The organism is Microbacterium meiriae (assembly GCF_032364335.1).
In the GTDB taxonomy this organism is placed as follows: Bacteria; Actinomycetota; Actinomycetes; order Actinomycetales; family Microbacteriaceae; genus Microbacterium; species Microbacterium meiriae.
The window spans coordinates 1,111,030-1,132,754 of record NZ_CP133984.1; the positions used below are offsets into that span (position 1 = coordinate 1,111,030).

Consider the following 21,725-nt stretch of genomic DNA (forward strand, 5'->3'; position numbering starts at 1 on the left):
GACCCACCCCTTTCCGTGCCTCCCGGCCCCCTACGGCAGCGCGTAACGGGCCGGGGCGCACGCAAGGGGGTGGGTCGGCGGGTCACTCACTGGCGTGGCGGCCGAGGAAGTTGTAGACCTCGTTGTCGTCCACGCCGGGGAACATGCCGCGGGGGAGCGGCGAGAACATGTGGGTGTGCACGCGGGCGCTCGGCCACGCCCGTCCCTTCCAGCGCTCCGTGAGCTCGGCCGACGGGCGGCGGCAGCACGCCTCGTCGGGGCAGGTCGACACCGCCCTGTCGTTCGTCTCGCGTCCCCGCCACCACCGGGCGTCGTCGAACGGCACGCCGACCGTGACGGAGAACTCGCCCTCGCTCGACGACCCGGTCTGCGTGGAGCACCAGAACGTGCCGGACGGGGTGTCCGTGTACTGGTGGTGCTCGACGGTGCGGTTCTGCTCCGTGAAGGCGGAGCGGGCCTGGAACTTCCGGCACACGCGCTGCCCCTCCACTGCTCCCGTCACGTCCATCGGCAGGGGCAGGTCGTCGTTCTCGTAGACCCGGGTGATGGCCCCCGTCGAGTCGACCCGCAGGAAGTGCAGCGACATGCCGAGGTGCTGCGTGAGCAGGTTCGTCATGCGCATGCCGGCGGCCTCGTGCGTCACGCCGAACCCGTCGCGGAAGTCCTCCACCGCGAGGTTGCGGTCCTTCTTCGCCTGCTGCAGGAAGGCCACCGCGGCGGTCTCCGGCATCAGGCAGCACGCGGCGAAGTAGTTGATCTCCAACCGCTGCTGCAGGAAGTCGGCGTAGTCCGTCGGCGGCGTGTGCCCGAGCAGTCGATGCGCCATGGCCTGCAGTGCCATCGACCGCAGGCCGTGTCCACCGGGGATCGAGGCGGGGGGCAGGTAGATGCGGCCGTTCTCGAGATCGGTGACCGAGCGCGTCGAGTGCGGCAGATCGTTGACGTAGATGAGTTCGAAGCCGAGCTTCTCGGCCATGATGCTCACGGTGCGGTGGGTCAGAGCGCCCTGCGAATGGCCGGCGGCCTTGAGCTGCTTCTCCGCGAGCTTCTCGATGTCCGGGAGGTAGTTGTTCTGCGCGCGCATCCGCAGTCGCAGCTCCGTGTTGGCGCGGCGGGCCTCCTCCGGGGTGGCGATGGCCTCGCGCTCGCGGCGCTGCAGCTCGCGGTGGAGGCCGAGGATGGACTCGATGGTCTCGTCGCTCATGCCCTTCGTGACGCGGACCGGGGAGACACCGAGCTGACGGAACACCGGGCTCTCCTGTGCCCGCTCCAGCTCGATCTCCAGAGCGGCACGCCGGTTCGGCGGCTCGCCGGAGATGAGGTCGGTCACCTCGGTGCCGGTGGCCTGGGCGATCGCCTGGAGGAGGGAGAGCTTGGGCTCGCGCTTGCCGTTCTCGATGAGGCTGAGCTGGGAGCCGGCGACGCCGACGAGGGCGCCGAGCTCGTCGAGGGTGTACCCCTTCTCCAGGCGGCGGTGCCGGATGCGGTGGCCGAGGGTCGTGAGGTGGATGCCGGAGGACGCCATTGTTTGAGTCTAGCGAAAGAACCGTGATTCTTATCGTTCGATTTGGCCGAAAGTCCGCGTCAAGGGCGAAGAAGATGGAAGCAACGCCCCACACTTCGAAGGAGCAGTCATGGCCATGGCCGAAGTCCTCACCCCTCGCACGTCCCCTGTCGCCCCGACGCGCACGTTCGGCACCGCCCCCTCCTACGACACCCCCGCAATGGCCGAGCTCGCCGCCTGGGTGGAAGAGATCCGCGCGCTCACGCAGCCGGACGCCGTGCACTGGGTGGACGGCTCGCGCGCCGAGAACGACTGGCTGCTGCGCGGACTCGTCGACGAGGGCAAGCTCATCAAGCTGAACCCCGAGTGGCGCCCCGGCTCGTACCTGGCGCGCTCGCACCCCAGCGACGTCGCCCGCACCGAAGCCCGCACCTTCATCGCCTCGGAGCGCGAGGAGGACGCCGGGCCCACCAACAACTGGGCCGACCCGGAAGAGATGCACGCGAAGATGGACGAGATCTTCGAGGGCTCGATGCGCGGCCGCACGATGTACGTCGTGCCGTTCTCGATGGGTCGCGTCGGCGGACCCCTGTCGCACATCGGCGTGCAGATCACCGACAGCGCCTACGCCGTCGCGTCGATCGGCATCATGACCCGCGTGGGCGACGAGGTCACCCGCCAGATCGCCGAGGGCGCGCCGTGGGTCAAGACGGTGCACTCCGTCGGTGCTCCGCTGGAGGCGGGCGAACCGGACGTCGAGTGGCCCTGCAACGACGACAAGTACATCGTGCACTTCCCGGAGACGCTCGAGGTCTACTCGTACGGCTCGGGCTACGGTGGCAACGCCATCCTGGCGAAGAAGTGCTTCGCGCTGCGCATCGCCTCGGTGATCGCGCGTGATGAGGGCTGGCTCGCCGAGCACATGCTCCTCATCCGCGTGATCGACCCGCGGGGCAAGGCCTACCACGTCGCGGCCGCGTTCCCGTCGGCCTGCGGCAAGACCAACCTCGCGATGCTCCGCCCGACGATCCCCGGCTGGAAGGTCGAGACCCTCGGTGACGACATCGCCTGGATCCGTCCCGGCGAGGACGGCCGCCTGTGGGCCATCAACCCCGAGGCCGGCTTCTTCGGCGTCGCGCCCGGAACGGGTGAGTCGACCAACGTCACCGCGGTCGAGACGCTGTGGGGCAACACGATCTTCACCAACGTCGCGCTCCGCCCCGACGGCGACGTGTGGTGGGAGGGCCTGACCGACGAGGCGCCCGCGAACCTCATCGACTGGGAGGGCAACGACTGGACGCCCGACTCCGGTCGTCCCGCGGCGCACCCCAACTCGCGCTTCACGGTGTCGGCGGCTCAGTGCCCGCAGATCTCCGAGGACTGGGAGGAGGCCGTGCCGCTCGACGTCATCCTCTTCGGCGGACGCCGCGCGAGCAACGTGCCGCTCGTGGTCGAGGCCACCGACTGGACGCACGGCGTCTTCCTCGGCTCGAACATCTCCTCCGAGCGCACGGCGGCGGCCGAGGGCACGGTCGGCGAGCTGCGCCGCGACCCGTTCGCGATGCTGCCGTTCTGCGGCTACAACATGGCCGACTACTTCGGTCACTGGCTCAAGGTCGGCCGGGGCCTGCGCTTCGACCGCGCGCCGCGCATCTTCCAGGTGAACTGGTTCCGCCGCGGTGCCGACGGCCGGTTCCTCTGGCCCGGGTTCGGCGACAACTCCCGCGTCGTCGACTGGATCATCCGCCGCGTGGCCGGTGACGTGCCGGCGGTGGACAGCCCCATCGGACGCCTGCCGCGCGTGGAGGACCTCAACCTCGACGGGCTCGACATCCCCGCGGAAGACCTCGACGAGCTCTTCTCTGTCGACCCCGAGGCGTGGAAGGCCGAGGCCGACCTCACGGAGGAGTTCTACGACACCTTCGGCGACCGGGTGCCCGCGGCCCTCCGCACGGAGCTCGCGTCGCTGCGCTACCGCCTCGCGAAGGCGTAGCCCCCAGACCGGTGCCGGTTCGGGGGAGCCGGCACCCTCGGCCTCCGGGTCGAGCCCTACCCGCGAAGGCGGGGCATCAGAGACGAACCCATGGCTGAGTGGTCTCCGACGCCCCGCCTTCGTGTGCCCACTCCCGCCGAGACCCCGGTTTCGGGTCGAGACCCCGCCCCGCATACATGCGGAAGGCGGGGTCTCGGCGGAAAGCCGGGGTCTCGGCGGTGTACAGGGGGGGACAGGGAGCTAGGCGAGGAGCTGGTGGCGGGCGAGGTCGCGGTAGAGCGGGGTCGACTCCACGAGCTCGGCGTGGGTGCCCTGTCCCACGACCACGCCGTCCTGCAGCACGACGATGAGGTCGCTGTCGACGACGGTGGACAGACGATGGGCGATCACGACGAGCGTGCGGTCTGTGGCGACCGCATCGATGGCCTCGCGCATGCGCTGCTCGTTCACGCCGTCGAGCGAGGAGGTCGACTCGTCCAGCAGCAGGATCGGGGCGTCGGTGAGGAGCGCCCTGGCGATCGCGAGTCGCTGCCGCTCGCCGCCGGAGAGCATCACGCCGTCCTCGCCGACCGGAGCGTCGACGCCGAGCGGGTTCCGTTCCAGCACGTCGCCGAGGTTCACGGCGCGGAGCACGCGGGCGCAGTCCTCGTCCGTGGCCGTCGGTGACGCGAGCCGCAGGTTCTCGGCGAGGGTGCCGGCCAGCGTCGGAGCGTCCTGCTCGACGTAGCCGAAGTGGGCACGGAGCTCATCCCGCGGATAGGTGCGGGTGTCGTGCCCCTTCAACCGGATGGATCCGCCCGTCGGGTCGTAGAAGCGCTCGATGAGGGAGAGGATCGTGCTCTTCCCCGCTCCGCTCGGACCGACCAGCGCCACGCGTGCCCCACGAGGGACCGCGAACGACACCCCGCGGAGCACCTCGTGGTCCTGCAGGTCGGGTGCGGCCTCGGTCTGCTCCAGGTGCGCATCGGCGAGCAGGGTCTGCGCCTCCCTCGCGGCGGCACGGCGGGCGGCGACGACGTTCTCCGGGTAGCGGAAGCGCACGTCGCGGAACTCCAGGGCGGGGGCGTCCGGAGCCGGTTCCTCGTCACGGGGCAGGGCCGCGGCGGTGGCCGCGTCGTCCTGGGTCTCGGTGGGGAGGTCGAGCACCTCCTGGATGCGGCCGAGCGCGCCGAGGGCCTGGTTGACGGAGGTGATCGCGCCGAACGTCGAGGCGAGGGGCATCACCAGCAGGAAGAGGAACATCACGAACGAGATGAGGGCCGCGATGGAGATGGCTCCGGCCGCGACGCGGAAGCCGCCCACGCCGAGCACGACGAGCAGGGAGAGCTGGAGGGCGATGCCGGCGACCGGCACCACGAGCGAGGAGATCTTCGCGATCCGCACGCCGATGCCGTACGCCTCGGAGGCCCGCTCCGTCACCGCCGCGGTCTCGCGTTCGGTCGCACCGGAGGCCCGGATGGTGCGGATGGAGCCGACGGCCCGCTCCACGCCCGAGGCCAGCTCGCCGACCTTCTCCTGCTGGGCCGTGGACGCCGTCCGGATCCGGCCGCTGAGGGCGACGACGACCACGACGGAGACGCCGATGACCAGGACGATGAGCAGGAGCAGAACGGGGTCGATGAGCAGCATCGCGATGAGCGCGCCCGCGAAGAGCACGACGTTGCCGACGGCGTCGGCGAGCCCCTGCGTGAGGACGGCGTAGAGGAGCGTGGTGTCGGTGCCGACGCGGGAGACGAGATCGCCGGTGCGCCGTGCGTCGAACTCGGACGTCGGCAGGTGCAGGATGCGGGCGATGAGCTTGCGGCGGCTGGAGTAGACGACCGCGGTGCCGGTGCGCTGCAGCAGATAGTGCTGGAACCCGGAGATGATCGACGACACGATCACGAAACCGACGAGCAGCCACACGAGGACGCCGATCGTGCCGTCGGATTGCACGGCCTCGATGACCTGTCCGACGAGAAGGGGCTGCACGAGCGAGGTCGCGGCGCCGAACACGCTGAGGACGGCGACGACGACGAGCGTGCGCTTGTGCTCGAAGAGGAAGGGGAGGAGCTGGCGGAAGGTGGCGCGCGGCCCGTCGGCCGGTGCGCCCCGTCCGCGTCGGCGTGCTGTCGCCGTGCGGGACATGGGGGACCTCGATCTGGAGATGGTACTTCGACCGTACTCGGGGCGCGGTCATTTCCTATGGGGTGGCTGTATGGGCTCAGGTGCGACCGAAACGGCGATGTGCCGCCTGCTTGGTGACGCCGAGGGCACTCGCGATCGCCTGCCACGAGTAGCCGCTCGTGCGAGCGCGACGGACCTGGGCCTCTTCGGCGCGCGCGAGCTCCTTGCGTAGCGCCGCCAGGCGGTGGAGCTCGGCGAGGGGTTCGCCGCCCTCGGCCGCGGCGATGGTGGTCGGTTGAGACATGGGGACCTCCTTCGCGTCAATATTCGTTGACGCTTGGGACGGTGTCAATAAGTGTTGACGTGCGCGTTGTCCACAGGGGCGCCCTTGTCCGCATGTGTGGCGCATGCGATGCTGACAGGATGGCTCGCATGCTGCAAGTGAGGAACCTGCCCGATGAGGTTCACGCCCGGCTCAAGGAGCGTGCCGCGGCAGAACGCATGAGCCTGTCGGACTACGTCGCGCGCGAGCTGGAAGACCTCGTCCGTTACCGCAGCAATGCGGAAGTCCTGGAGGCATCGCGGGCACGGGCGCGCGCCGCCGGTATCTCCCTGACGCGCGAGGGCATCCTCGCCGCCCGTGATCGCGAACGGGACGGGCGCAGGTGAGCGGGACGTCCGAGGCGGTCGTGCTCGATGCCTCGGCGGCGATCGAGGCACTGCTCGGCGAGGAGGAGTGGACGCACGGCGAGGAGTTCCATGCACACGCGGGTCTCGACATCGAGGTCCTGTCGGTGTTGCGTCGACTCACGATGCGGTCCTCGATGCCGGCACACGCCGCCCGTGAGGCCCTCGATGCGTTCGGGGCGTTGCAGATCACCCGCCATCCGCTGCGCCGGCTCATCCCACGGATCTGGTCGCTGCGCGATGACGTCACCGCGTACGACGCCGGTTATGTCGCGCTCGCCGAGGCCCTCGACGTCCCTCTGCTCACGGCCGATCGCCGGCTGGCGAAGACGGCGGCCCGATACTGCGACGTCGTGGTGCTGTGAGCCTCTGACCAGGCGAGAATACCCCACCCGCTCCGAGGCTAGGGTGAGCGGATGCCGGAGAAGTGGATACTGTTCGACGTCGGCGGCGTTCTCGAGGTCGTCGACGATGACGCCTGGCAGGACCAGTGGTGGGCGCGCTGGTGCCGTGAGGCTGACGTCACGCGCCAGGAGGCGGATGAGCGCCTGACGACGGCGGCGCTCCCGAGGATCGACCTCGAAGAGGGAGTGGCTGAGGCGTTCTGGGAGGGACTCGGGGCGGTGCTGCGTCTCGACAGTGACCGCCAGGCGCGGATGCGCGCGGAGTTCTGGGATTCCTACTGCGGTCATGCCGACGCGGAGCTGATCGCGCACGCCGCGACGCTGCGGGGAAGGGCGAGGGTGGCGATCCTCTCGAATTCGGCGGACGGCGCGCGCGAGGAGGAGGAACGGCGCTTCGGGTTCTCTGCGGTGTTCGATCCCATCTGCTACAGCCACGAGCTGGGAGTGGCGAAACCCGACGGCCGGGCGTACCGCAGTGCGCTCCAACGGATGGATGCGGCCCCGGTGGATGTCCTCTTCATCGATGACCACGTGGAGGCCGTCCGCGGCGCCCTTGAGATCGGAATGTCGGCGATCCTTCACCGGAGCACCCCGCAGACCGTAGCCGCGATCGAGCGGTTCCTCCGGGTCTGAGCGGAGCCGGACAGCGAACGGCGCCCGGTGTCCGAGGACACGGGCGCCGTTCGTCGTTCGGTCAGTGTCAGAGCTCGACGGCGGAGGCGAGACCGAGGTCGTCCTCGTAGTCGTGGTCCTTCGTCTCCGGAGTGAAGATGAGCGCGATGAAGGTCAGCACCGCCATCGACGACAGGTACAGTCCCACGAGCCAGGGCTCGCCGCCGACGGCCGCCCACAGGGCCACCGCGATGAACGGCGCCACGGCCGCACCGAGGATCGACGACACGTTGTACGCGATCGCCGAACCGGAGTAACGCACGTTCGTCGGGAACAGCTCCGGCAGGAGAGCCCCCATCGGCCCGAACGTCGTGCCCATGAGCATGAAGCCGAACACGAGGAAAGCCTGGGTGAGGGCCCCGGTGAACTTCGGGTCGGCCTGCGGCAGCAGGAAGAGGTTGAACGACAGACCGAAGACGACGATGAGTCCGGTGACCCACAGGAGCAGCTTGCGGCGCCCGATGGCGTCGGCGATCGGTCCGGACAGCAACGTGAAGATGCCGAAGAACACGACGCCGATGATCTGCATGAGTACGAAGTCGGTGTAGCCGAAGCCGAGGCCCGGGTAGAACTGCGCCGCGAACACACTCGGGTCGAAGTCCTTGCCGGTCGCCTCGGCCGCTGCCCGGGCGGCGGCCGACGCGGTCTCGAGGTCGGCGGCCTTCGTGCCGTAGGTGAGCGTGAAGTTCGTCATCAGGTAGAACAGCACGTACGTCGCCAGCATGATGAACGTGCCGAGGATGAGCTGCTTCCAGTGGTGCCGGAACACGGTCGCGAGCGGGAGCTTGCGGATCGCGCCGGTCTTCTCCGCCTTCTTGAACGTGTCCGACTCGACGAGGCGGAGCCGCACCCACAGACCGATGATGACCATGACGGCGGAGAACAGGAACGGCACGCGCCAGCCCCAGGAGAGGAAGGCCTCCGACTTCAGCGCCGAGTCCTCCGGGTGCGGGAGGGCGAAGTTGATGGCGAGGAAGATGCCGTTCGCGATGATGAAGCCGAGCGGCGCCCCGAGCTGCGGGAACGAGCCGTACCAGGCGCGCTTGCCCTTCGGGGCGTTCTCGGTGGCCACGAGCGCCGCGCCCGACCACTCGCCGCCCAGCGCGAAGCCCTGGGCGAGACGGAGGATCAGCAGGAGCAGCGGGGCGACCCAGCCGATCTGCTGGAACGTGGGCAGGAGGCCGATCACGAACGTCGCGATGCCCATGGTGAGGAGCGAGGCGACGAGGGTCGCCTTGCGCCCGAACTTGTCGCCGAAGTGCCCGAAGACGACGGCGCCGATCGGGCGGGCGACCATGGCCGCGCCGAAGACGGCGAACGACGACAGCAGCGACGCGGTGTCGTTCGTGCTCGGGAAGAAGAGTGTGGGGAAGACGAGCACGGCTGCCGTCGCATAGACGTAGAAGTCGTAGAACTCGATGGTGGTGCCGACGAGGCTCGCGGTGATGACGCGCGAGCGGGGGTTCGCGGGGGTGGTGGCGGTGCTCAAGGGGTCTCCGATCCTCCGCCGGTATACCGGCGGACTCGGGCGAGTCTACGCCTTCCTGGGAGTTCCCTGGACGTTGATGACGGACCGGGTCGAGGGCGTCGGTGCCCGCGCGTAGAGTCGGGGGAGACCGGCCGGAGGGGGATCATGACGACACGGATGCTGCTCCTCGCCGATACGCACGTCCCGAAGCGGGCGAAGCGGCTGCCGGACGCGGTGCTGCAGGCCATCGACGAGGCCGACGTCGTCGTGCACGCGGGGGACTGGGTCGATCTCCCCACCGTCGAGCTGCTCCGGTCCCGCGCGCGCGTGCTCCACGGTGTGCACGGCAACAACGACGGCCCCGAGATCCGCCGGGTGCTGCCGGAGATCGCGCGGTTCACCGTGGAGGACACCGCCGTCGCCGTCATCCACGAGACGGGCGCCGCGACCGGGCGGGAGAAGCGGACGGATCTCGCCTTCCCCGATGTCGACGTGCTGATCTTCGGACACTCGCACATCCCCTGGGACACCGTCACGCCGAACGGTCTGCGGCTGCTCAACCCGGGCTCTCCGACCGACCGGCGTCGACAGCCCGTGCACACGATGATGCGCGTCGTGGTCGACGGGCGCGATGTCGAGGCGACCCTCGTGCCGCTCCCATGACGGACGATGGCCCCGGCGAACCGCTCGCCTACCGCGCACCGATGCGCTCTCGCGACGATGCCGTCGCGCCGGGAGTCGCGGTCGAGCGTGCGCTCGCCGAGGGCGTCTGCGGCATGGGTGGGCGGCTCGACAGCACGCCCGGCTCTCTGACTGCGGCGCTCGCAGCCGTCGACGCCCGCCATGGAGAGCGGGCCGCGCGGCGGCTGGAGCGCTTCACGGCGCTTCCGACGGGAACCCTCGTCTGGACCAGGGACGTCGACGGACTCTTCTGGCTCGGGCGGCTGACGGGACCGTGGCGCTACGACGGCGATCCGGCCGCGGTGGCGGCAGACCTCGTGCACGTGCGCGCCTGCACCTGGTCGTCGAGCCCGGTGGCGGCTTCCGACGTCCCGTCGGGCGTCACCGCCACGTTCGCCCGCGGGGGACGCAACGGCCAGCGCATCCGTACGGATGGGGCCGGGGAGCAGTCATCCGCGCTCTGGGAGCGCAGCCTGCGCTGATCCGCGCGTCAGCGCCAGATCGCGGCGATGGCGGCGTTCACGGCCGTGAGGATGCCCACGAGCCAGAAGATCGCGGGCGGCACGACCTGGTCGCGCTTCTGGCGCGCCGTGCCGATGCCGAGCAGGGCGCCGATCACGAGGAGGATGACGAGCTTCGTGCCGATCTTGGCGTAGTTCATCTCGACGCCCTCCGGGAGGCCCCACGGGGCGGCGAGGGCGAGGCCGGCGACCGCGGCGATCGTCATGCCGATGGTCATCAGACGCGTGAACACCCGCTTGCCGCCGAACGCCTGCGCCGCCCAGGCCCCGAAGAGCACGGCGAAGCCGATGAGGTGGACGAAGAGCACGATGTGGCGCAGGGTCTCCATGCCCTCACCGTACGAGAGCGCGGCATTCCGCGCCACCAAGGCACGCCTGACCTCGCGCCCGCGATCGGGCGCAGAGCGTGAGCGTGCTCAGCCGCGCAGCTCGCGGATCACGAGGGCGGTGCGCAGCGCCGCGTCCGCGGCCTCCGCGCCCTTGTCCTCCTTCGAGCCCTCCAGGCCCGCGCGGTCCAGTCCCTGCTTCTCGTCGTCGAGCGTGAGCAGCCCGAACCCGACCGGCTTGCCGGCATCGAGGGAGACACGGGTGAGGCCGTCGGTCGCCGCGGCCGAGACGTACTCGAAGTGCGGCGTGCCGCCGCGGATGATGACCCCGAGGGCGACCACCGCATCCGCACCGCCCGCGAAGGCGGCCTGCGCGGCCACGGCGAGCTCGAACGAACCGGGCACCCGCACCAGGCGATGCGTCGCTCCGGCCTCGTCGAGCACCCGCTGGGCGCCGGCGATCAGGCCGTTCGAGATCACCTCGTGCCAGGTGCCGGCGATCACGACGACCTCCAGCCCCCGCCCGTCGATGGTCCCCGTCTTGGGTGCTCCGGCGCCGCTCATTCCTCGTCCTTTCCTGCCGCGAGGGCCTCGGCGAGCTCTGCTTCGCCGATGATGTGGCCCATGCGGTCGCGCTTGGTCTCCAGGTACTGGTGGTTGTTCGGACCCACGCCCACGATCAGCGGCACCTGCTCGACGACGTCGAGGCCGAGCTCACGCAGCTTGTTCACCTTGTCGGTGTTGTTGGTGAGCAACCGGACCTTCGAGACCCCCAGATCGGTGAGGATCCCGGCCGCCGCCGCGTAGTCGCGGGCGTCCGCCGGGAGGCCCAGTGCCAGGTTCGCATCGACGGTGTCCAGGCCGTCCTCCTGCAGGCTGTAGGCGCGCAGCTTGTTGATGAGACCGATGCCCCGGCCCTCGTGTCCCCGCATGTAGATGACGATGCCGCCCTCGCGGTCGATGGCGTCCAGCGCGGCATCCAGCTGCGGGCCGCACTCGCACTTCTGGGATCCGAACGCCTCGCCGGTCAGGCACTCCGAGTGCACGCGCACGAGGGCAGTCTCGGTCGGCTCGCCCGATACGACCGCGATGTGGTCGGTGCCGGTGACGCGGTCCTTGTAGGCCAGGAAGCGGAACGTGCCGTGGTCGGTGGGCACGGTGGCGTCGGCACGGAGGCTCACCCGGCGACCGCGCTGGGCGGCCGGGGTCGCCCCCTCCGGGTCGATCTCGTTGAGGTGTGCGATGAGCTGCTCGATCGTGATGACCGGCACGCCGTCGCGGGCGCCGAGTTCGAGGAGCCCGGGAAGCCGCATCATGCTGCCGTCCTCGGCGACGACCTCCGCGATCGCGCCGACGGGCCGGAGGCCGGCGAGCTTCATGAGCTCGACCGCGGCCTCGGTGTGACCGCTGCGCTCGCGCACGCCGCCGTCCACGGCCCGGAGCGGGAGCACATGGCCGGGGCGGATGATGCTCGTCGCCGTCGAGTCGGGGTTCGCCAGCACGTTGAGGGTGCGGGCGCGGTCGCTGGCGCTGATCCCGGTCGTCACCCCTTCCGCGGCGTCGACGCTGACGGTGTACGCGGTGGAGCGCGCGTCTTCGCTGGCCGCGACCATCGGCGGGAGGTTGAGGCTGTCCGCGAGGTCGGTGGGCATCGGCGCGCAGATGAACCCGGAGGACCAGCGCACGGTCCAGGCGACCCACTCGGGTGTGGCGAGTTCGGCGGAGAGGACGACGTCGCCCTCGTTCTCCCGATTCTCGTCGTCGGCCACGAGCACGGGGCGTCCTGCGCGCAGCGCCTCCAGGGCTTCGGGGATGGTTGCCAGGCTCATCGCGAGCCCCCTTCCGGTGCGGCGCGGAATGCGAGCAGCCGCTCGACGTGCCGCGCGAGGATGTCGGTCTCGAGGTTCACGCGGTCGCCGACCGCGCGGGTGCCGAGGGTGGTCGCCGCCAGGGTCTCCGGGATGAGCGACACCTCGAACCAGTGCCCGCCCCCGGTGCCCGAGCCCTCCTGGGTCCCTGAGCCCTCCCGGGTTCCTGAGCCCTCCTGGGTCCCTGAGCCTGTCGAAGGGGTCGAAGGGCTCACTGCGCTCACCGTCAGCGACGTGCCGTCGACGGAGATGGAGCCCTTATCGACGACGAGCGGCGCGAGGTCGTCGGGAAGGCTGATGCGCAGGACGCTCCACTGCGCGCCGGGGCGCACCTCGAGCACGGTGCCGGTGCCGTCGACGTGGCCCTGCACGATGTGCCCGCCGAGCCGCGCCCCCACGGGCATCGCCTTCTCGATGTTGACCCTGGTGCCGACGGTCGCCGCGCCGAGGGCCGCGACGTCGAGCGTCTGCTTCATGACGTCGGCGTCGAAGGTCTCGGCGGTGGAGCCGACGACGGTCAGGCAGACGCCGGAGACCGCGATCGACTCGCCGTGCACGGCGTCGGCAGCGGCCTTCGGGGCGCGCACCGTGAGGCGCCAGCCGTCGCCCGACTCCGCGATGGCGGTGATCTCGCCGATCTCCTCGATGATTCCGGTGAACATCAGAGGGTTCCCTCCTTCTCCGGGCCGGTGCGGTCCGGGTCGTCCGCGTCCGCAGGATGCGCGATCGCGAGCAGGTCTGCACCCAACGGCAGCCACTCGTCCACGACGAGGCGACGTGCCTGATCGATCGAGCGGACACCGACGTCGGTCACGGCCAGGCGGCTCCCGCCGAGCAGGACGGGGGCGACGTACGCGAGCACGCGGTCCGCGAGCCCGGCGGAGAGGAACGCGCTGGCGAGCGTCGGGCCGCCCTCCACGAACAGCGTCTGGATGCCGCGCGCATGCAGCTCGGCGAGGACCGCCGACAGGTCGTGCGTGTCGAAGAACAGCGGCGTGTGCGGATGACGATGCACCGCCGCATCCGCAGGGGTGGCCCTGGTGCCGATCACGACCGGGACGGGCTGGTGCGTCAGGAGCTCGTCGCCGGCGCGGGCGGTGAGCGCGGGGTCGTCGGCGAGCACGGTGCCGGTACCCACCGCGATCGCGTCGGCCTGGGCGCGTCGCCGGTGCACGTCGGCGCGGGCCTCCGGGCCGGTGATCCACTGACTGGAACCGTCGTCCGCCGCAGCCCTGCCGTCGAGGCTCTGCGCCCACTTGACGGTCACGTGCGGACGGCCGAGGCGCGACGCGGTGAGCCAGTCGCCGATCACGGCGCGGGCCTCGGTGGCTCGCTCGCCGGACTCCACGCTCACGCCCGCGGCGCGCAGCCGCTCCGCGCCGCCGCCGGAGACCTCGCCGGGGTCGTCGAGCGCGTAGACGACCCGCGTCACGCCGGCCTCGATGAGCGCGAGCGCGCAGGGGCCGGTGCGACCGGTGTGGTTGCAGGGTTCCAGCGTCACGATCGCCGTCGCGCCCCGTGCAGCGCCCGGCGCGAGCTTCGAGAGGGCGTCGACCTCGGCGTGCGGGGTGCCGGAGCCCCGATGCCAGCCTTCGGCCAGCACCTCGCCGTCGGGGGAGAGGATCACGGCGCCCACCTGCGGGTTGACCCCGCGCGGGCCGCGGGTCGCGAGGGCGAGCGCACGATCCATCGCACGGCGCTCTGTCGCGGTCACTGCCATCCGTCGTCGTCCTCTCTGCGGCTCGGGGTCGCTGCAGGCTGGCGGAACGGACGCACGCGCGTGCGCCTCGTGCTGCCTCCCTTCCGGACTAGCGAGGTGTCCCTCGCATCACCGTCGGTTCCGGAATTCCACCGGATCGGCATCCCGATCACTCGGAACGCTCGCGGACTGTCACCGCCGGTTCGGATTCCCACCGACCCCGGAGCACGTTGCTGCTCTGAGTGTACTCAACGCGTCTGCGCCCGTTTCATTCCGTGGCAGGGGCCGTGCCCGGCCCTCACTTGAGCAGGCGGGACAGCCGCCGGTCGGCGAGGACCTTGCCGCCGGTCTGACAGGTGGGGCAGTACTCCAGCGAGCGGTCGGCGAAGAAGACGCTGCGCACCTCGTCGCCGCAGACCGGACACGCCTCGCCCCGGCGGGCGTGCACCCGCATGCCGCGGCGCTTGGCGTCCTTGAGGTCGGCCGGAGGTTTGCCCGCGGCAGCAGCGACGGCCTCGGCGAGGGTCTCCTGCATCGCCGCGAACAGCCGGTCGATCTCGGCGTCGTCCAGCGTGCCGGCGATGGCATACGGCGACATGCGGGCTGCATGCAGGATCTCGTCGGAGTAGGCGTTGCCGATACCCGCGATGACGCCCTGGTCGCGGAGCAGCCCCTTGATCTGCATCCGGCGGTCGTCGAGCAGCGCGGCGAAGGCGTCGCGGGTGAAGGACGGGTCGAGCGGATCGGGGCCGAGGCGGGCGATACCCGGCACCTCGGCGGGGTCGCGGACGACGTACACGGCGAGCGACTTCTTCGTCCCGGCCTCGGTCAGGTCGAAGCCACTGCCGTCGTCGAGGGCGATCCGCAGCGCGATGGGCGACTTGCCCGGCTTGAGGAGCGTGGTGGGCAGGGTGTCGTACCAGCGCAGCCATCCCGCCTTCGCCAGGTGGAAGACGAGGTGCAGCTCGGGCCCGCAGGACAGCACGACGAACTTGCCGCGGCGCTCCGCCCCGGTGATCGACGCGCCTTCCAGCGCCGAGATCGGCGGGTCGTAGGTCTTCAGCGCGGCGATCGCGGCCACGGAGGCACGGGTGATGGTGCGTCCGGTGGTGCGCTCGCCGAGGAACGCGACGAGTCCTTCGACCTCCGGCATCTCAGGCATGCAGCCATCCTGTCACCGGGGTCCGACGCTGTCACGCGTGGCGTGCGCTCAGAGCACCGGCCACTCCACCGGCGTCCGGTCGTCGTCGCGCAGCAGCCCCGCGAGCCAGCCGTCGTCCCGACCGCGCTGGCTGGTGAGGCCCTGACGCATGGTGCCCTCGAAGCGGAAGCCGAGGGCGCGGGCGGCGCGGGCGGAGGGGACGTTGCCCACGACGGCCTGCCAGCGGATTCGGGCGAGGCCGAGCTCCGCGAAACCCCAGTCGAGCACCGCGCGCGCGGCCTCGACGAGGTAGCCGCGGCCGCGTGCGTCGGCGACGACCCAGTAGCCGAGCTCGGCATGACCGCCGGCCGGATGCTCCCCGATGTGGTGGAGGCCGACCATGCCCACGAGGACGTCGTCGGCGTAGACACCCCAGACGGTCTGCGAGCCGTCCTCCCACCACTGCTCCACGAGGGCGACGAAGTCCTCCGCGTCCTGGCGGAAGTAGGGGGAGGGCACCGTCGTCCACCGCCCGATCTCGGGGTCCTGGCAGGCCTCGGTGATCGCGTCGACGTCGGCCTCCGTCGGAGCGTGGAGGACGAGTCGTGCGGTGGTGAGGGTGACCGGAGGCATCCCTCCAGCCTAAGACGCCCGACCCGGCCCCTTCGGTCCGCCCCGGCCCCTTCCGCGCGTCCGTAACGGGGTGGGAGGCACGGAAAGGGGCGGGACAGGGAGAGTCGACCGCAGTGTCCGTGGGCGCGATTAGGCTTGTCCGGTGACTGTTCCGGGGATTCTGCGCGCCTTGGAAGAGGCGTCTCTGTATCGTGACGCTCTCGCCTGGGCGCACACCGACGCCGACCTCGGCCTGGTCGACGGGCTCGACGCGCCCGTTCTCGCCGGTCTGCTCGCCAAGCGTGCGGCGGCCGGCCACCCGGCGGCGCTGCTCGCCGTGGTGCCCACGGGGCGTCGCGCGGAATCGGTGGCGCAGGCCCTGGAGACCTACGTCTCGGATGCCGAGGTGCTCACCTTCCCGGCCTGGGAGACGCTGCCGCACGAGCGCCTCAGCCCCAGCCCGGACACGGTCGGCCTGCGACTGCAGACCCTGCGCCGCGTCGCCGAATGGAGAGGCGAGCGCCCTCTCGTGGTCGTCGCCTCCGTGCGCGCCGCGCTCCAGCCCATCGCCGGGAACCTCGGCGACATCGTGCCGCTGGAGCTGACGGTGGGCAGCCGCGGCAACGAGCTCGACCACGTCGCCGAGCAGCTCGTGGAACGGGCCTACTCCCGCGTCGACATGGTGTCGCGACGGGGCGAGTTCGCCGTCCGTGGCGGCATCCTCGACGTCTTCCCTCCCACGTCCGAACACCCGTACCGCGTGGAGTTCTTCGGCGACGAGATCGATCAGATCCGCGCGTTCTCGGTGGCGGACCAGCGCTCGCTGCCCGGCGACGTGCCAGGCGTCGACCTCCCGCCCAGCCGCGAGCTCCTGCTCACCGCCGAGGTGCGGGAGCGGGCCAGGGCGCTCATCGGGGGCTTCCCCGCCATCAGCGGCATGCTCGAGAAGATGGCCGAGGGCATCCCGGTCGAGGGCATGGAGTCGCTGCTGCCCGCGGTCGCCGGTCCCCTCAAGTCGCTCGTCGAGTACCTGCCCGAGGGCACGGCGACCGCCGTCATCGACCCGGAGCGCTCGACCGCCCGCGCCCTCACCCTCGGCGAGACGAACCGCGAGTTCCTCGACGCCGCCTGGAGCGCGGCGACCTCGGGAGCCTCGGCCCCCATCGACCTCGGCGCCGGCGACTTCCTCACCATCGCCGATCTGCGCGAGGTCGTCCGCGACCGCGGCGGCGTGTGGTGGCGCCTGAGCCCCTTCGGGATCGGCGACGCGACCGCGGAGAGCGTCGAGGCGGCCACCGTCATCCCCTCCTTCCACGGCAACGTCGACGGCGCGATCGCCTTCGTGGAGGCGAAGGTCGCCGACGGCTGGCGGGTGGTCGTCCTCGCGACCGGTCACGGCCTCGTCGACCGCGCCCGCGACGTGCTCTCCGACCGCGGCATCGCGGCCCGGGTGGTGGAGTCGATCGCGGACGCACCGGACCCGGGGGTCGCGACCCTCACGGTGGGCGGGGTCGAGGCCGGCTTCCAGGTGCCCGAGGCGAAGCTCGCCGTCCTCACCGACAACGAGTTCTACGGCCGCACGATCGGCGGCGACCAGCGCGTCGTCAAGAAGCTCGCGTCCCGTCGGAAGAACGTCGTCGACCCGCTGCAGCTCAAGCAGGGCGACTTCGTGGTGCACGCCACACACGGCATCGGCCGGTTCGTCGAGATGACCCAGCGCGAGGTCTCCACCGGCGGCCGCAACGCCGCGAAGTCGATCCGCGATTACCTCGTGCTGGAGTACGCGCCGTCCAAGCGCGGCTACCCCGGCGACAAGCTGTACGTGCCCACCGACCAGCTCGACCTCCTGTCGAAGTACGTCGGCGGCGAGGCCCCGACGCTGTCGAAGATGGGCGGCAGCGACTGGGCGCAGGCCAAGGGCAAGGCGCGCAAGGCGGTCCGCGACATCGCCGTCGAGCTCGTCAAGCTCTACTCCGCCCGGATGAGCGCCAAGGGGTACGCCTTCGGCCCTGACACCCCCTGGCAGCGCGAGCTGGAGGAGGCGTTCCCGTTCGCGGAGACCCACGACCAGCTGCAGACCATCGACGAGATCAAGGCCGACATGGAGCGGCCGATCCCGATGGACCGGCTGCTCTCGGGCGACGTCGGCTTCGGCAAGACCGAGGTCGCGGTCCGGGCGGCGTTCAAGGCCATCCAGGACGGCAAGCAGGTGGCCATGCTCGTCCCGACGACCCTGCTCGTGAAGCAGCACCTCGAGACGTTCACGGAGCGCTTCGCCGGGTTCCCGGTCAAGGTGCGGCCGCTGTCGCGGTTCCAGACCGACAAGGAGGCGCGGCTCACCCTGCAGGGCCTGCTCGACGGCTCCGTGGACATGGTGATCGGCACGCACCGCATCCTCACGGACCAGGTGCTGTTCAAGGACCTCGGCCTCATGATCATCGACGAGGAGCAGCGGTTCGGCGTCGAGCACAAGGACGCGCTGAAGAAGATGAAGACCAACGTCGACATCCTCGCCATGAGCGCCACCCCGATCCCGCGCACCCTGGAGATGGCGGTCACCGGCATCCGCGAGATGTCGACCCTCGCCACGCCGCCGGAGGATCGGCACCCGATCCTCTCGTTCGTCGGCCCCCGCAGCGACAAGCAGATCGCCGCCGCCATCCGCCGCGAGATCCTTCGCGAGGGCCAGGTCTTCTTCGTGCACAACCGCGTGCAGTCGATCCAGCGCGTCGCGGCGGAGCTCGCCGAGCTGGTCCCCGAGGCACGGATCGCCGTCGCGCACGGCCAGATGGGCGAGCACGCGCTGGAGCAGGTCGTCGACGACTTCTGGGAGCGCAAGTTCGACGTCCTGGTGTCGACCACGATCATCGAGACCGGCCTCGACATCTCCAACGCGAACACGATCATCATCGACCGCGCCGACAAGTACGGTCTGAGCCAGCTCCACCAGCTCCGCGGACGCGTGGGTCGCGGACGGGAGCGCGCCTACGCGTACTTCCTCTACGACGACATGAAGCCGCTGAGCGAGACCGCGGCCGACCGGCTGCAGACCATCGCGGTCAACAACGACCTCGGCTCCGGTATGCAGGTCGCCCTCAAGGACCTCGAGCTGCGCGGTGCGGGCAACCTCCTCGGCGCCGAGCAGGCCGGACACATCGCGGGGGTCGGCTTCGACCTCTACCTGCGCATGATCGGCGAGGCCGTCGCGACCTTCCGGGGCGAGGAGGTCGAGACCGGGCAGGAGCTCCGACTCGAGCTGCCGCTCGACGCCCGCATCCCGGAGGACTACATCGACAGCGAACGCCTCCGGCTCGAGGCGTACCAGAAGCTCTCCGCCGCCTCAGCCGCGACCGCGAAGGACGACGCGATCGACCTCGTGGTGGAGGAGCTCGTCGACCGGTACGGCACGCCGCCGGACGAGGTCACCGGACTCGTGTCGATCGCGCGACTGCGGCGCCGGGCGGCCAGGGCCGGGCTCACCGATGTCGTGGCCATGGGCTCGAACCTGCGCCTCGCGCCCGCCCGCCTCGAGGACTCGATCAAGGTCCGGCTGCAGCGGCTCTATCCGAAGGCGAAGCTCGTCTCCGGCGGGGAGGCTCTCGTCGTGCCGATGCCCACGGTGCCCGCCGCGGTCGGCGTGGGCGTGGAGCCGCTGCCCGACGCGGAGCTGCTCGCCTGGGTCGACCAGCTGTTCACCGCCATCTTCCCCGAGCCCGCCAAGCCCGAGTGACCCGGCCGGCGGTCGCGGCCGCCTCCGCCGTGCACGACTGCGGAGCCCGCGGACGACACGCCGTCGCCGGCGGCTCGGGTCCGGCGTGTCGGTGATGATCTCCGAAGTCGTGCACGCCGCAGACGCCCGGGGCTAGTCTGGCCGCATGTTGTACGAGCACCTCGGGGCTCGCCCCCGCATCCACGACACCGCCGTCGTCGCTCCCACCGCCGTCATCTCCGGCGACGTGGAGCTCGGACCCGGCTGCCAGGTGCTGCACGGCGCCGTCATCACTGCGGAGGGCGGCCCCATCACCCTCGGGGCGCACGTCATCGTCATGGAGAACGCGCTGATCAGGGCGACCGCGGCCAACGCCGTGCACATCGGTGCGCACACCCTCGTCGGCACGCTGGCGAGCATCGCGGGGGCCACCGTGGGCGAGGAGGTGTTCTTCGCGTCCGGGGCCCGGGTCTTCAACGGGGCCCTCGTCGGGGACCGCTGCGAGGTGCGGGTCAACGCCATCGTGCATCGCCGTGCCGTGCTGCCGTCGGGGACGGTGGTGCCGATCGGGTGGGTCGCGGTCGGCGATCCGGTGCAGCTGCTCTCACCCGACAGGGACGCGGAGATCGCGGCGGCCCAGCCCGAGCTCGACTTCCCCGGACACGTCTTCGGCGTCGACCGGGACACTCCCGACCTCATGGTCCAGCTCACGGAGCGCTACGGCAGCTCCCTCGCGCGGCACGCCGACGACCGCCAGGTCTGACCGCACACCCTTCGAATCGTCCGATTGGTCGCATTCCGGCCGGATTCACGACCAATCAGGCGATTCGAACCGGGTCAGATGACGCCCTGGGCGAGCATCGCCGCAGCGACGCGCTCGAAGCCGGCGATGTTGGCGCCGGCCACGTAGTCGCCGGGGACTCCGTGACGCTCGGCGGCCTCGAAGGCGGCACGGTGGATGTCGCCCATGATCTCGCGGAGCTTGTTCTCACTGTCGCCGAAGCTCCAGCGCTGCCGCGAGGCGTTCTGGCTCATCTCCAGCGCGGAGGTCGCGACACCGCCCGCGTTCGCTGCCTTGCCCGGGGCGAACAGCACGCCCGCCTTCTGGAAGGCCTCGACGGCCTCGGGGACGCACGGCATGTTGGCGCCCTCGGACACGGCACGCACGCCGTTCGCGATGAGGGCCTCCGCGTCGGCGAGGCTGACCTCGTTCTGCGTGGCGGAGGGCACCGCGATGTCCACGGGCACCTCCCACACGCTGCCGCTCTCCACGAAGCGGGCGCTGGGGCGGCGGTTGGCGTACTCGACGATGCGGGCGCGCTCGACCTCCTTGAGCTGACGCAGCAGGTCGAGATCGATGCCCGCGTCGTCGACGACGTAGCCGGAGGAGTCGGACGCCGTGACCGCGGTCGCGCCGAGCTGGGCGGCCTTCTGGATCGCGTAGATCGCCACGTTGCCGGAGCCAGAGATGCCGACCCGCTTGCCGTCGAGGGAGTCGCCGTGCACGCCGAGCATCTCCTGCGCGAAGAACACCGCGCCGTAGCCCGTGGCCTCCGTCCGCACCTCGGCGCCGCCCCAGCCGGTGCCCTTGCCCGTGAACATGCCGGACTCGTGGCGGTTGGTGACCTTGCGGTACTGGCCGAAGAGGTAGCCGATCTCGCGGCCGCCGACGCCGATGTCACCCGCGGGGACGTCGGTGTGCTCGCCGAGGTGCCGGTAGAGCTCGTTCATGAAGGACTGGCAGAACCGCATGACCTCGGCGTCGGACTTCCCGTGCGGGTCGAAGTCGGAGCCGCCCTTGCCGCCGCCGATGCCCTGACCGGTGAGCGCGTTCTTGAAGATCTGCTCGAAGCCGAGGAACTTGATGATCGAGAGGTTGACCGACGGGTGGAACCGCAGGCCGCCCTTGTACGGGCCGAGCACGGAGGAGAACTGGATGCGGTACCCGCGGTTGACCTGCAGCTTTCCGGCATCGTCGACCCACGGCACGCGGAACATGATCTGCCGCTCCGGCTCGACCAGGCGCTCCAGGATCCCGCCGTCCACGTATTCCGGGTGGCGCTCCAGCACCGGGGCGATGGAGTGCAGCACCTCGTGGACGGCCTGGTGGAACTCCGGCTCGTGCGGGCTGCGTGCCAGCACCGTGTCGAAGACGGGCTGCACGGAGTCGGCGAGCGGGTGGAAGTCGGTGGGGGTGGTGACGGTCACGCGGGAGGGCTTTCTGATGGGGGATGGGGTGCGGGCGATCGTGTCGCGCGCGAAAGCAGAGCCGGGTGAGGCGGAGGTTTCACTCTAGCGTCGGCGACGAGGGCCTCCGCGCACGCGGCGGGAGGG

Annotated in this window: 20 protein-coding genes and 1 riboswitch; of the genes, 8 read left to right on the forward strand and 12 right to left on the reverse strand. The window is 70.8% G+C overall.

All coding sequences use genetic code 11. From position 1 onward, the window contains the following. Window positions 1-82: 82 nt before the first annotated feature. Window positions 83-1,525: an XRE family transcriptional regulator gene (locus RI211_RS05280; RefSeq protein ID WP_071328117.1), complete on the reverse strand. Its 1,443-nt coding sequence runs from the start codon at window positions 1,523-1,525 to the stop codon at window positions 83-85. Between the two features lie 109 nt (window positions 1,526-1,634). Here RI211_RS05280 and RI211_RS05285 point away from each other — a divergent pair, with 109 nt between their 5' ends. Continuing rightward, a complete protein-coding gene (locus RI211_RS05285; protein ID WP_396654915.1) occupies window positions 1,635-3,497 on the forward strand; it encodes a phosphoenolpyruvate carboxykinase (GTP) in 1,863 nt (620 codons plus the stop codon). 240 nt (window positions 3,498-3,737) lie between these two features. Here the strand turns inward: RI211_RS05285 and RI211_RS05290 are convergent, their stop codons facing one another. Together RI211_RS05290 and RI211_RS05295 are read right to left on the reverse strand one after the other, a co-directional pair. Continuing rightward, window positions 3,738-5,624, reverse strand: a complete 1,887-nt coding sequence (locus RI211_RS05290; protein WP_315637494.1) for an ABC transporter ATP-binding protein — start codon at window positions 5,622-5,624, stop codon at window positions 3,738-3,740. Between the two features lie 76 nt (window positions 5,625-5,700). Beyond that, window positions 5,701-5,907 carry a hypothetical protein gene (locus tag RI211_RS05295; protein WP_060923460.1) on the reverse strand — a complete coding sequence of 69 codons (207 nt, stop codon included), beginning with the start codon at window positions 5,905-5,907 and terminating at the stop codon, window positions 5,701-5,703. Between the two features lie 119 nt (window positions 5,908-6,026). Between RI211_RS05295 and RI211_RS05300 the strand changes: the two genes are divergently transcribed. The 3 genes from RI211_RS05300 to RI211_RS05310 are packed head-to-tail and all read left to right on the forward strand — an operon-like array spanning window position 6,027 to window position 7,327. Further along, window positions 6,027-6,272, forward strand: coding sequence for a FitA-like ribbon-helix-helix domain-containing protein (locus RI211_RS05300; RefSeq protein WP_315637495.1), 246 nt, complete (start codon window positions 6,027-6,029; stop codon window positions 6,270-6,272). Beyond that, window positions 6,269-6,655 carry a type II toxin-antitoxin system VapC family toxin gene (locus RI211_RS05305; RefSeq protein ID WP_315637496.1) on the forward strand — a complete coding sequence of 129 codons (387 nt, stop codon included), beginning with the start codon at window positions 6,269-6,271 and terminating at the stop codon, window positions 6,653-6,655. The genes RI211_RS05300 and RI211_RS05305 overlap by 4 nt, the downstream gene beginning before the upstream one ends. Window positions 6,656-6,706: 51 nt before the next feature. After that, window positions 6,707-7,327 carry an HAD family hydrolase gene (locus RI211_RS05310; protein ID WP_315637497.1) on the forward strand — a complete coding sequence of 207 codons (621 nt, stop codon included), beginning with the start codon at window positions 6,707-6,709 and terminating at the stop codon, window positions 7,325-7,327. A gap of 67 nt (window positions 7,328-7,394) precedes the next feature. On the opposite strand, the gene RI211_RS05315 is transcribed toward RI211_RS05310, so the two are convergent. Beyond that, window positions 7,395-8,855: an MFS transporter gene (locus RI211_RS05315; protein ID WP_187663556.1), complete on the reverse strand. Its 1,461-nt coding sequence runs from the start codon at window positions 8,853-8,855 to the stop codon at window positions 7,395-7,397. 144 nt (window positions 8,856-8,999) lie between these two features. Between RI211_RS05315 and RI211_RS05320 the strand changes: the two genes are divergently transcribed. Next, window positions 9,000-9,497 carry a metallophosphoesterase family protein gene (locus RI211_RS05320; protein ID WP_315637498.1) on the forward strand — a complete coding sequence of 166 codons (498 nt, stop codon included), beginning with the start codon at window positions 9,000-9,002 and terminating at the stop codon, window positions 9,495-9,497. After that, window positions 9,494-9,997, forward strand: coding sequence for a GAF domain-containing protein (locus RI211_RS05325; RefSeq protein ID WP_315647707.1), 504 nt, complete (start codon window positions 9,494-9,496; stop codon window positions 9,995-9,997). Before RI211_RS05320 ends, RI211_RS05325 begins: the two co-directional genes overlap by 4 nt. A gap of 8 nt (window positions 9,998-10,005) precedes the next feature. On the opposite strand, the gene RI211_RS05330 is transcribed toward RI211_RS05325, so the two are convergent. From RI211_RS05330 to RI211_RS05360, 7 genes are all read right to left on the reverse strand, one after another. Then, complete coding sequence (locus tag RI211_RS05330; protein ID WP_187663559.1) at window positions 10,006-10,365, reverse strand: Fe-S protein; 360 nt, start codon at window positions 10,363-10,365, stop codon at window positions 10,006-10,008. Window positions 10,366-10,452: 87 nt separating this feature from the next. Continuing rightward, window positions 10,453-10,926: a 6,7-dimethyl-8-ribityllumazine synthase gene (gene ribH / locus RI211_RS05335; protein ID WP_315637500.1), complete on the reverse strand. Its 474-nt coding sequence runs from the start codon at window positions 10,924-10,926 to the stop codon at window positions 10,453-10,455. Beyond that, a complete protein-coding gene (gene ribA / locus RI211_RS05340; protein ID WP_187663560.1) occupies window positions 10,923-12,191 on the reverse strand; it encodes a GTP cyclohydrolase II in 1,269 nt (422 codons plus the stop codon). Before ribA ends, ribH begins: the two co-directional genes overlap by 4 nt. After that, window positions 12,188-12,892 (reverse strand): riboflavin synthase, encoded by a 705-nt coding sequence (locus RI211_RS05345; RefSeq protein WP_315637501.1) that lies wholly within the window; start codon window positions 12,890-12,892, stop codon window positions 12,188-12,190. The genes ribA and RI211_RS05345 overlap by 4 nt, the downstream gene beginning before the upstream one ends. Continuing rightward, window positions 12,892-13,950 (reverse strand): bifunctional diaminohydroxyphosphoribosylaminopyrimidine deaminase/5-amino-6-(5-phosphoribosylamino)uracil reductase RibD, encoded by a 1,059-nt coding sequence (gene ribD / locus RI211_RS05350; protein WP_315637502.1) that lies wholly within the window; start codon window positions 13,948-13,950, stop codon window positions 12,892-12,894. The genes RI211_RS05345 and ribD overlap by 1 nt, the downstream gene beginning before the upstream one ends. A gap of 66 nt (window positions 13,951-14,016) precedes the next feature. After that, window positions 14,017-14,161, reverse strand: a riboswitch (FMN riboswitch). 66 nt (window positions 14,162-14,227) lie between these two features. After that, the gene (locus RI211_RS05355; RefSeq protein ID WP_187663563.1) at window positions 14,228-15,091 is read right to left on the reverse strand and encodes an Fpg/Nei family DNA glycosylase; all 864 of its coding nucleotides are present in this window, start codon (window positions 15,089-15,091) and stop codon (window positions 14,228-14,230) included. 48 nt (window positions 15,092-15,139) lie between these two features. Next, entirely contained in the window at window positions 15,140-15,703 is a 564-nt protein-coding gene (locus RI211_RS05360; RefSeq protein WP_187663564.1) for a GNAT family N-acetyltransferase, read from the reverse strand. Window positions 15,704-15,845: 142 nt separating this feature from the next. Between RI211_RS05360 and mfd the strand changes: the two genes are divergently transcribed. Together mfd and RI211_RS05370 are read left to right on the forward strand one after the other, a co-directional pair. Further along, the gene (gene mfd, locus RI211_RS05365) at window positions 15,846-19,412 is read left to right on the forward strand and encodes a transcription-repair coupling factor (RefSeq protein WP_315637503.1); all 3,567 of its coding nucleotides are present in this window, start codon (window positions 15,846-15,848) and stop codon (window positions 19,410-19,412) included. Between the two features lie 145 nt (window positions 19,413-19,557). Beyond that, entirely contained in the window at window positions 19,558-20,154 is a 597-nt protein-coding gene (locus tag RI211_RS05370; protein WP_025103909.1) for a gamma carbonic anhydrase family protein, read from the forward strand. Between the two features lie 74 nt (window positions 20,155-20,228). On the opposite strand, the gene gdhA is transcribed toward RI211_RS05370, so the two are convergent. Next, window positions 20,229-21,599, reverse strand: coding sequence for an NADP-specific glutamate dehydrogenase (gene gdhA / locus RI211_RS05375; RefSeq protein ID WP_071328131.1), 1,371 nt, complete (start codon window positions 21,597-21,599; stop codon window positions 20,229-20,231). Window positions 21,600-21,725: the final 126 nt, after the last annotated feature.

Excerpts from the sequence above, each read along its gene's own strand:
- RI211_RS05280 (WP_071328117.1), bottom strand. The coding sequence starts at position 1,525 with ATGGCGTCCTCCGGCATCCACCTCACGACCCTCGGCCACCGCATCCGG.
- RI211_RS05285 (WP_396654915.1), top strand. The coding sequence starts at position 1,635 with ATGGCCATGGCCGAAGTCCTCACCCCTCGCACGTCCCCTGTCGCCCCG.
- RI211_RS05290 (WP_315637494.1), bottom strand. The coding sequence starts at position 5,624 with ATGTCCCGCACGGCGACAGCACGCCGACGCGGACGGGGCGCACCGGCC.
- RI211_RS05295 (WP_060923460.1), bottom strand. The coding sequence starts at position 5,907 with ATGTCTCAACCGACCACCATCGCCGCGGCCGAGGGCGGCGAACCCCTC.
- RI211_RS05300 (WP_315637495.1), top strand. The coding sequence starts at position 6,027 with ATGGCTCGCATGCTGCAAGTGAGGAACCTGCCCGATGAGGTTCACGCC.
- RI211_RS05310 (WP_315637497.1), top strand. The coding sequence starts at position 6,707 with ATGCCGGAGAAGTGGATACTGTTCGACGTCGGCGGCGTTCTCGAGGTC.
- RI211_RS05320 (WP_315637498.1), top strand. The coding sequence starts at position 9,000 with ATGACGACACGGATGCTGCTCCTCGCCGATACGCACGTCCCGAAGCGG.
- RI211_RS05325 (WP_315647707.1), top strand. The coding sequence starts at position 9,494 with ATGACGGACGATGGCCCCGGCGAACCGCTCGCCTACCGCGCACCGATG.
- RI211_RS05330 (WP_187663559.1), bottom strand. The coding sequence starts at position 10,365 with ATGGAGACCCTGCGCCACATCGTGCTCTTCGTCCACCTCATCGGCTTC.
- ribH (WP_315637500.1), bottom strand. The coding sequence starts at position 10,926 with ATGAGCGGCGCCGGAGCACCCAAGACGGGGACCATCGACGGGCGGGGG.
- ribA (WP_187663560.1), bottom strand. The coding sequence starts at position 12,191 with ATGAGCCTGGCAACCATCCCCGAAGCCCTGGAGGCGCTGCGCGCAGGA.
- RI211_RS05345 (WP_315637501.1), bottom strand. The coding sequence starts at position 12,892 with ATGTTCACCGGAATCATCGAGGAGATCGGCGAGATCACCGCCATCGCG.
- ribD (WP_315637502.1), bottom strand. The coding sequence starts at position 13,950 with ATGGCAGTGACCGCGACAGAGCGCCGTGCGATGGATCGTGCGCTCGCC.
- RI211_RS05355 (WP_187663563.1), bottom strand. The coding sequence starts at position 15,091 with ATGCCTGAGATGCCGGAGGTCGAAGGACTCGTCGCGTTCCTCGGCGAG.
- RI211_RS05360 (WP_187663564.1), bottom strand. The coding sequence starts at position 15,703 with ATGCCTCCGGTCACCCTCACCACCGCACGACTCGTCCTCCACGCTCCG.
- RI211_RS05370 (WP_025103909.1), top strand. The coding sequence starts at position 19,558 with ATGTTGTACGAGCACCTCGGGGCTCGCCCCCGCATCCACGACACCGCC.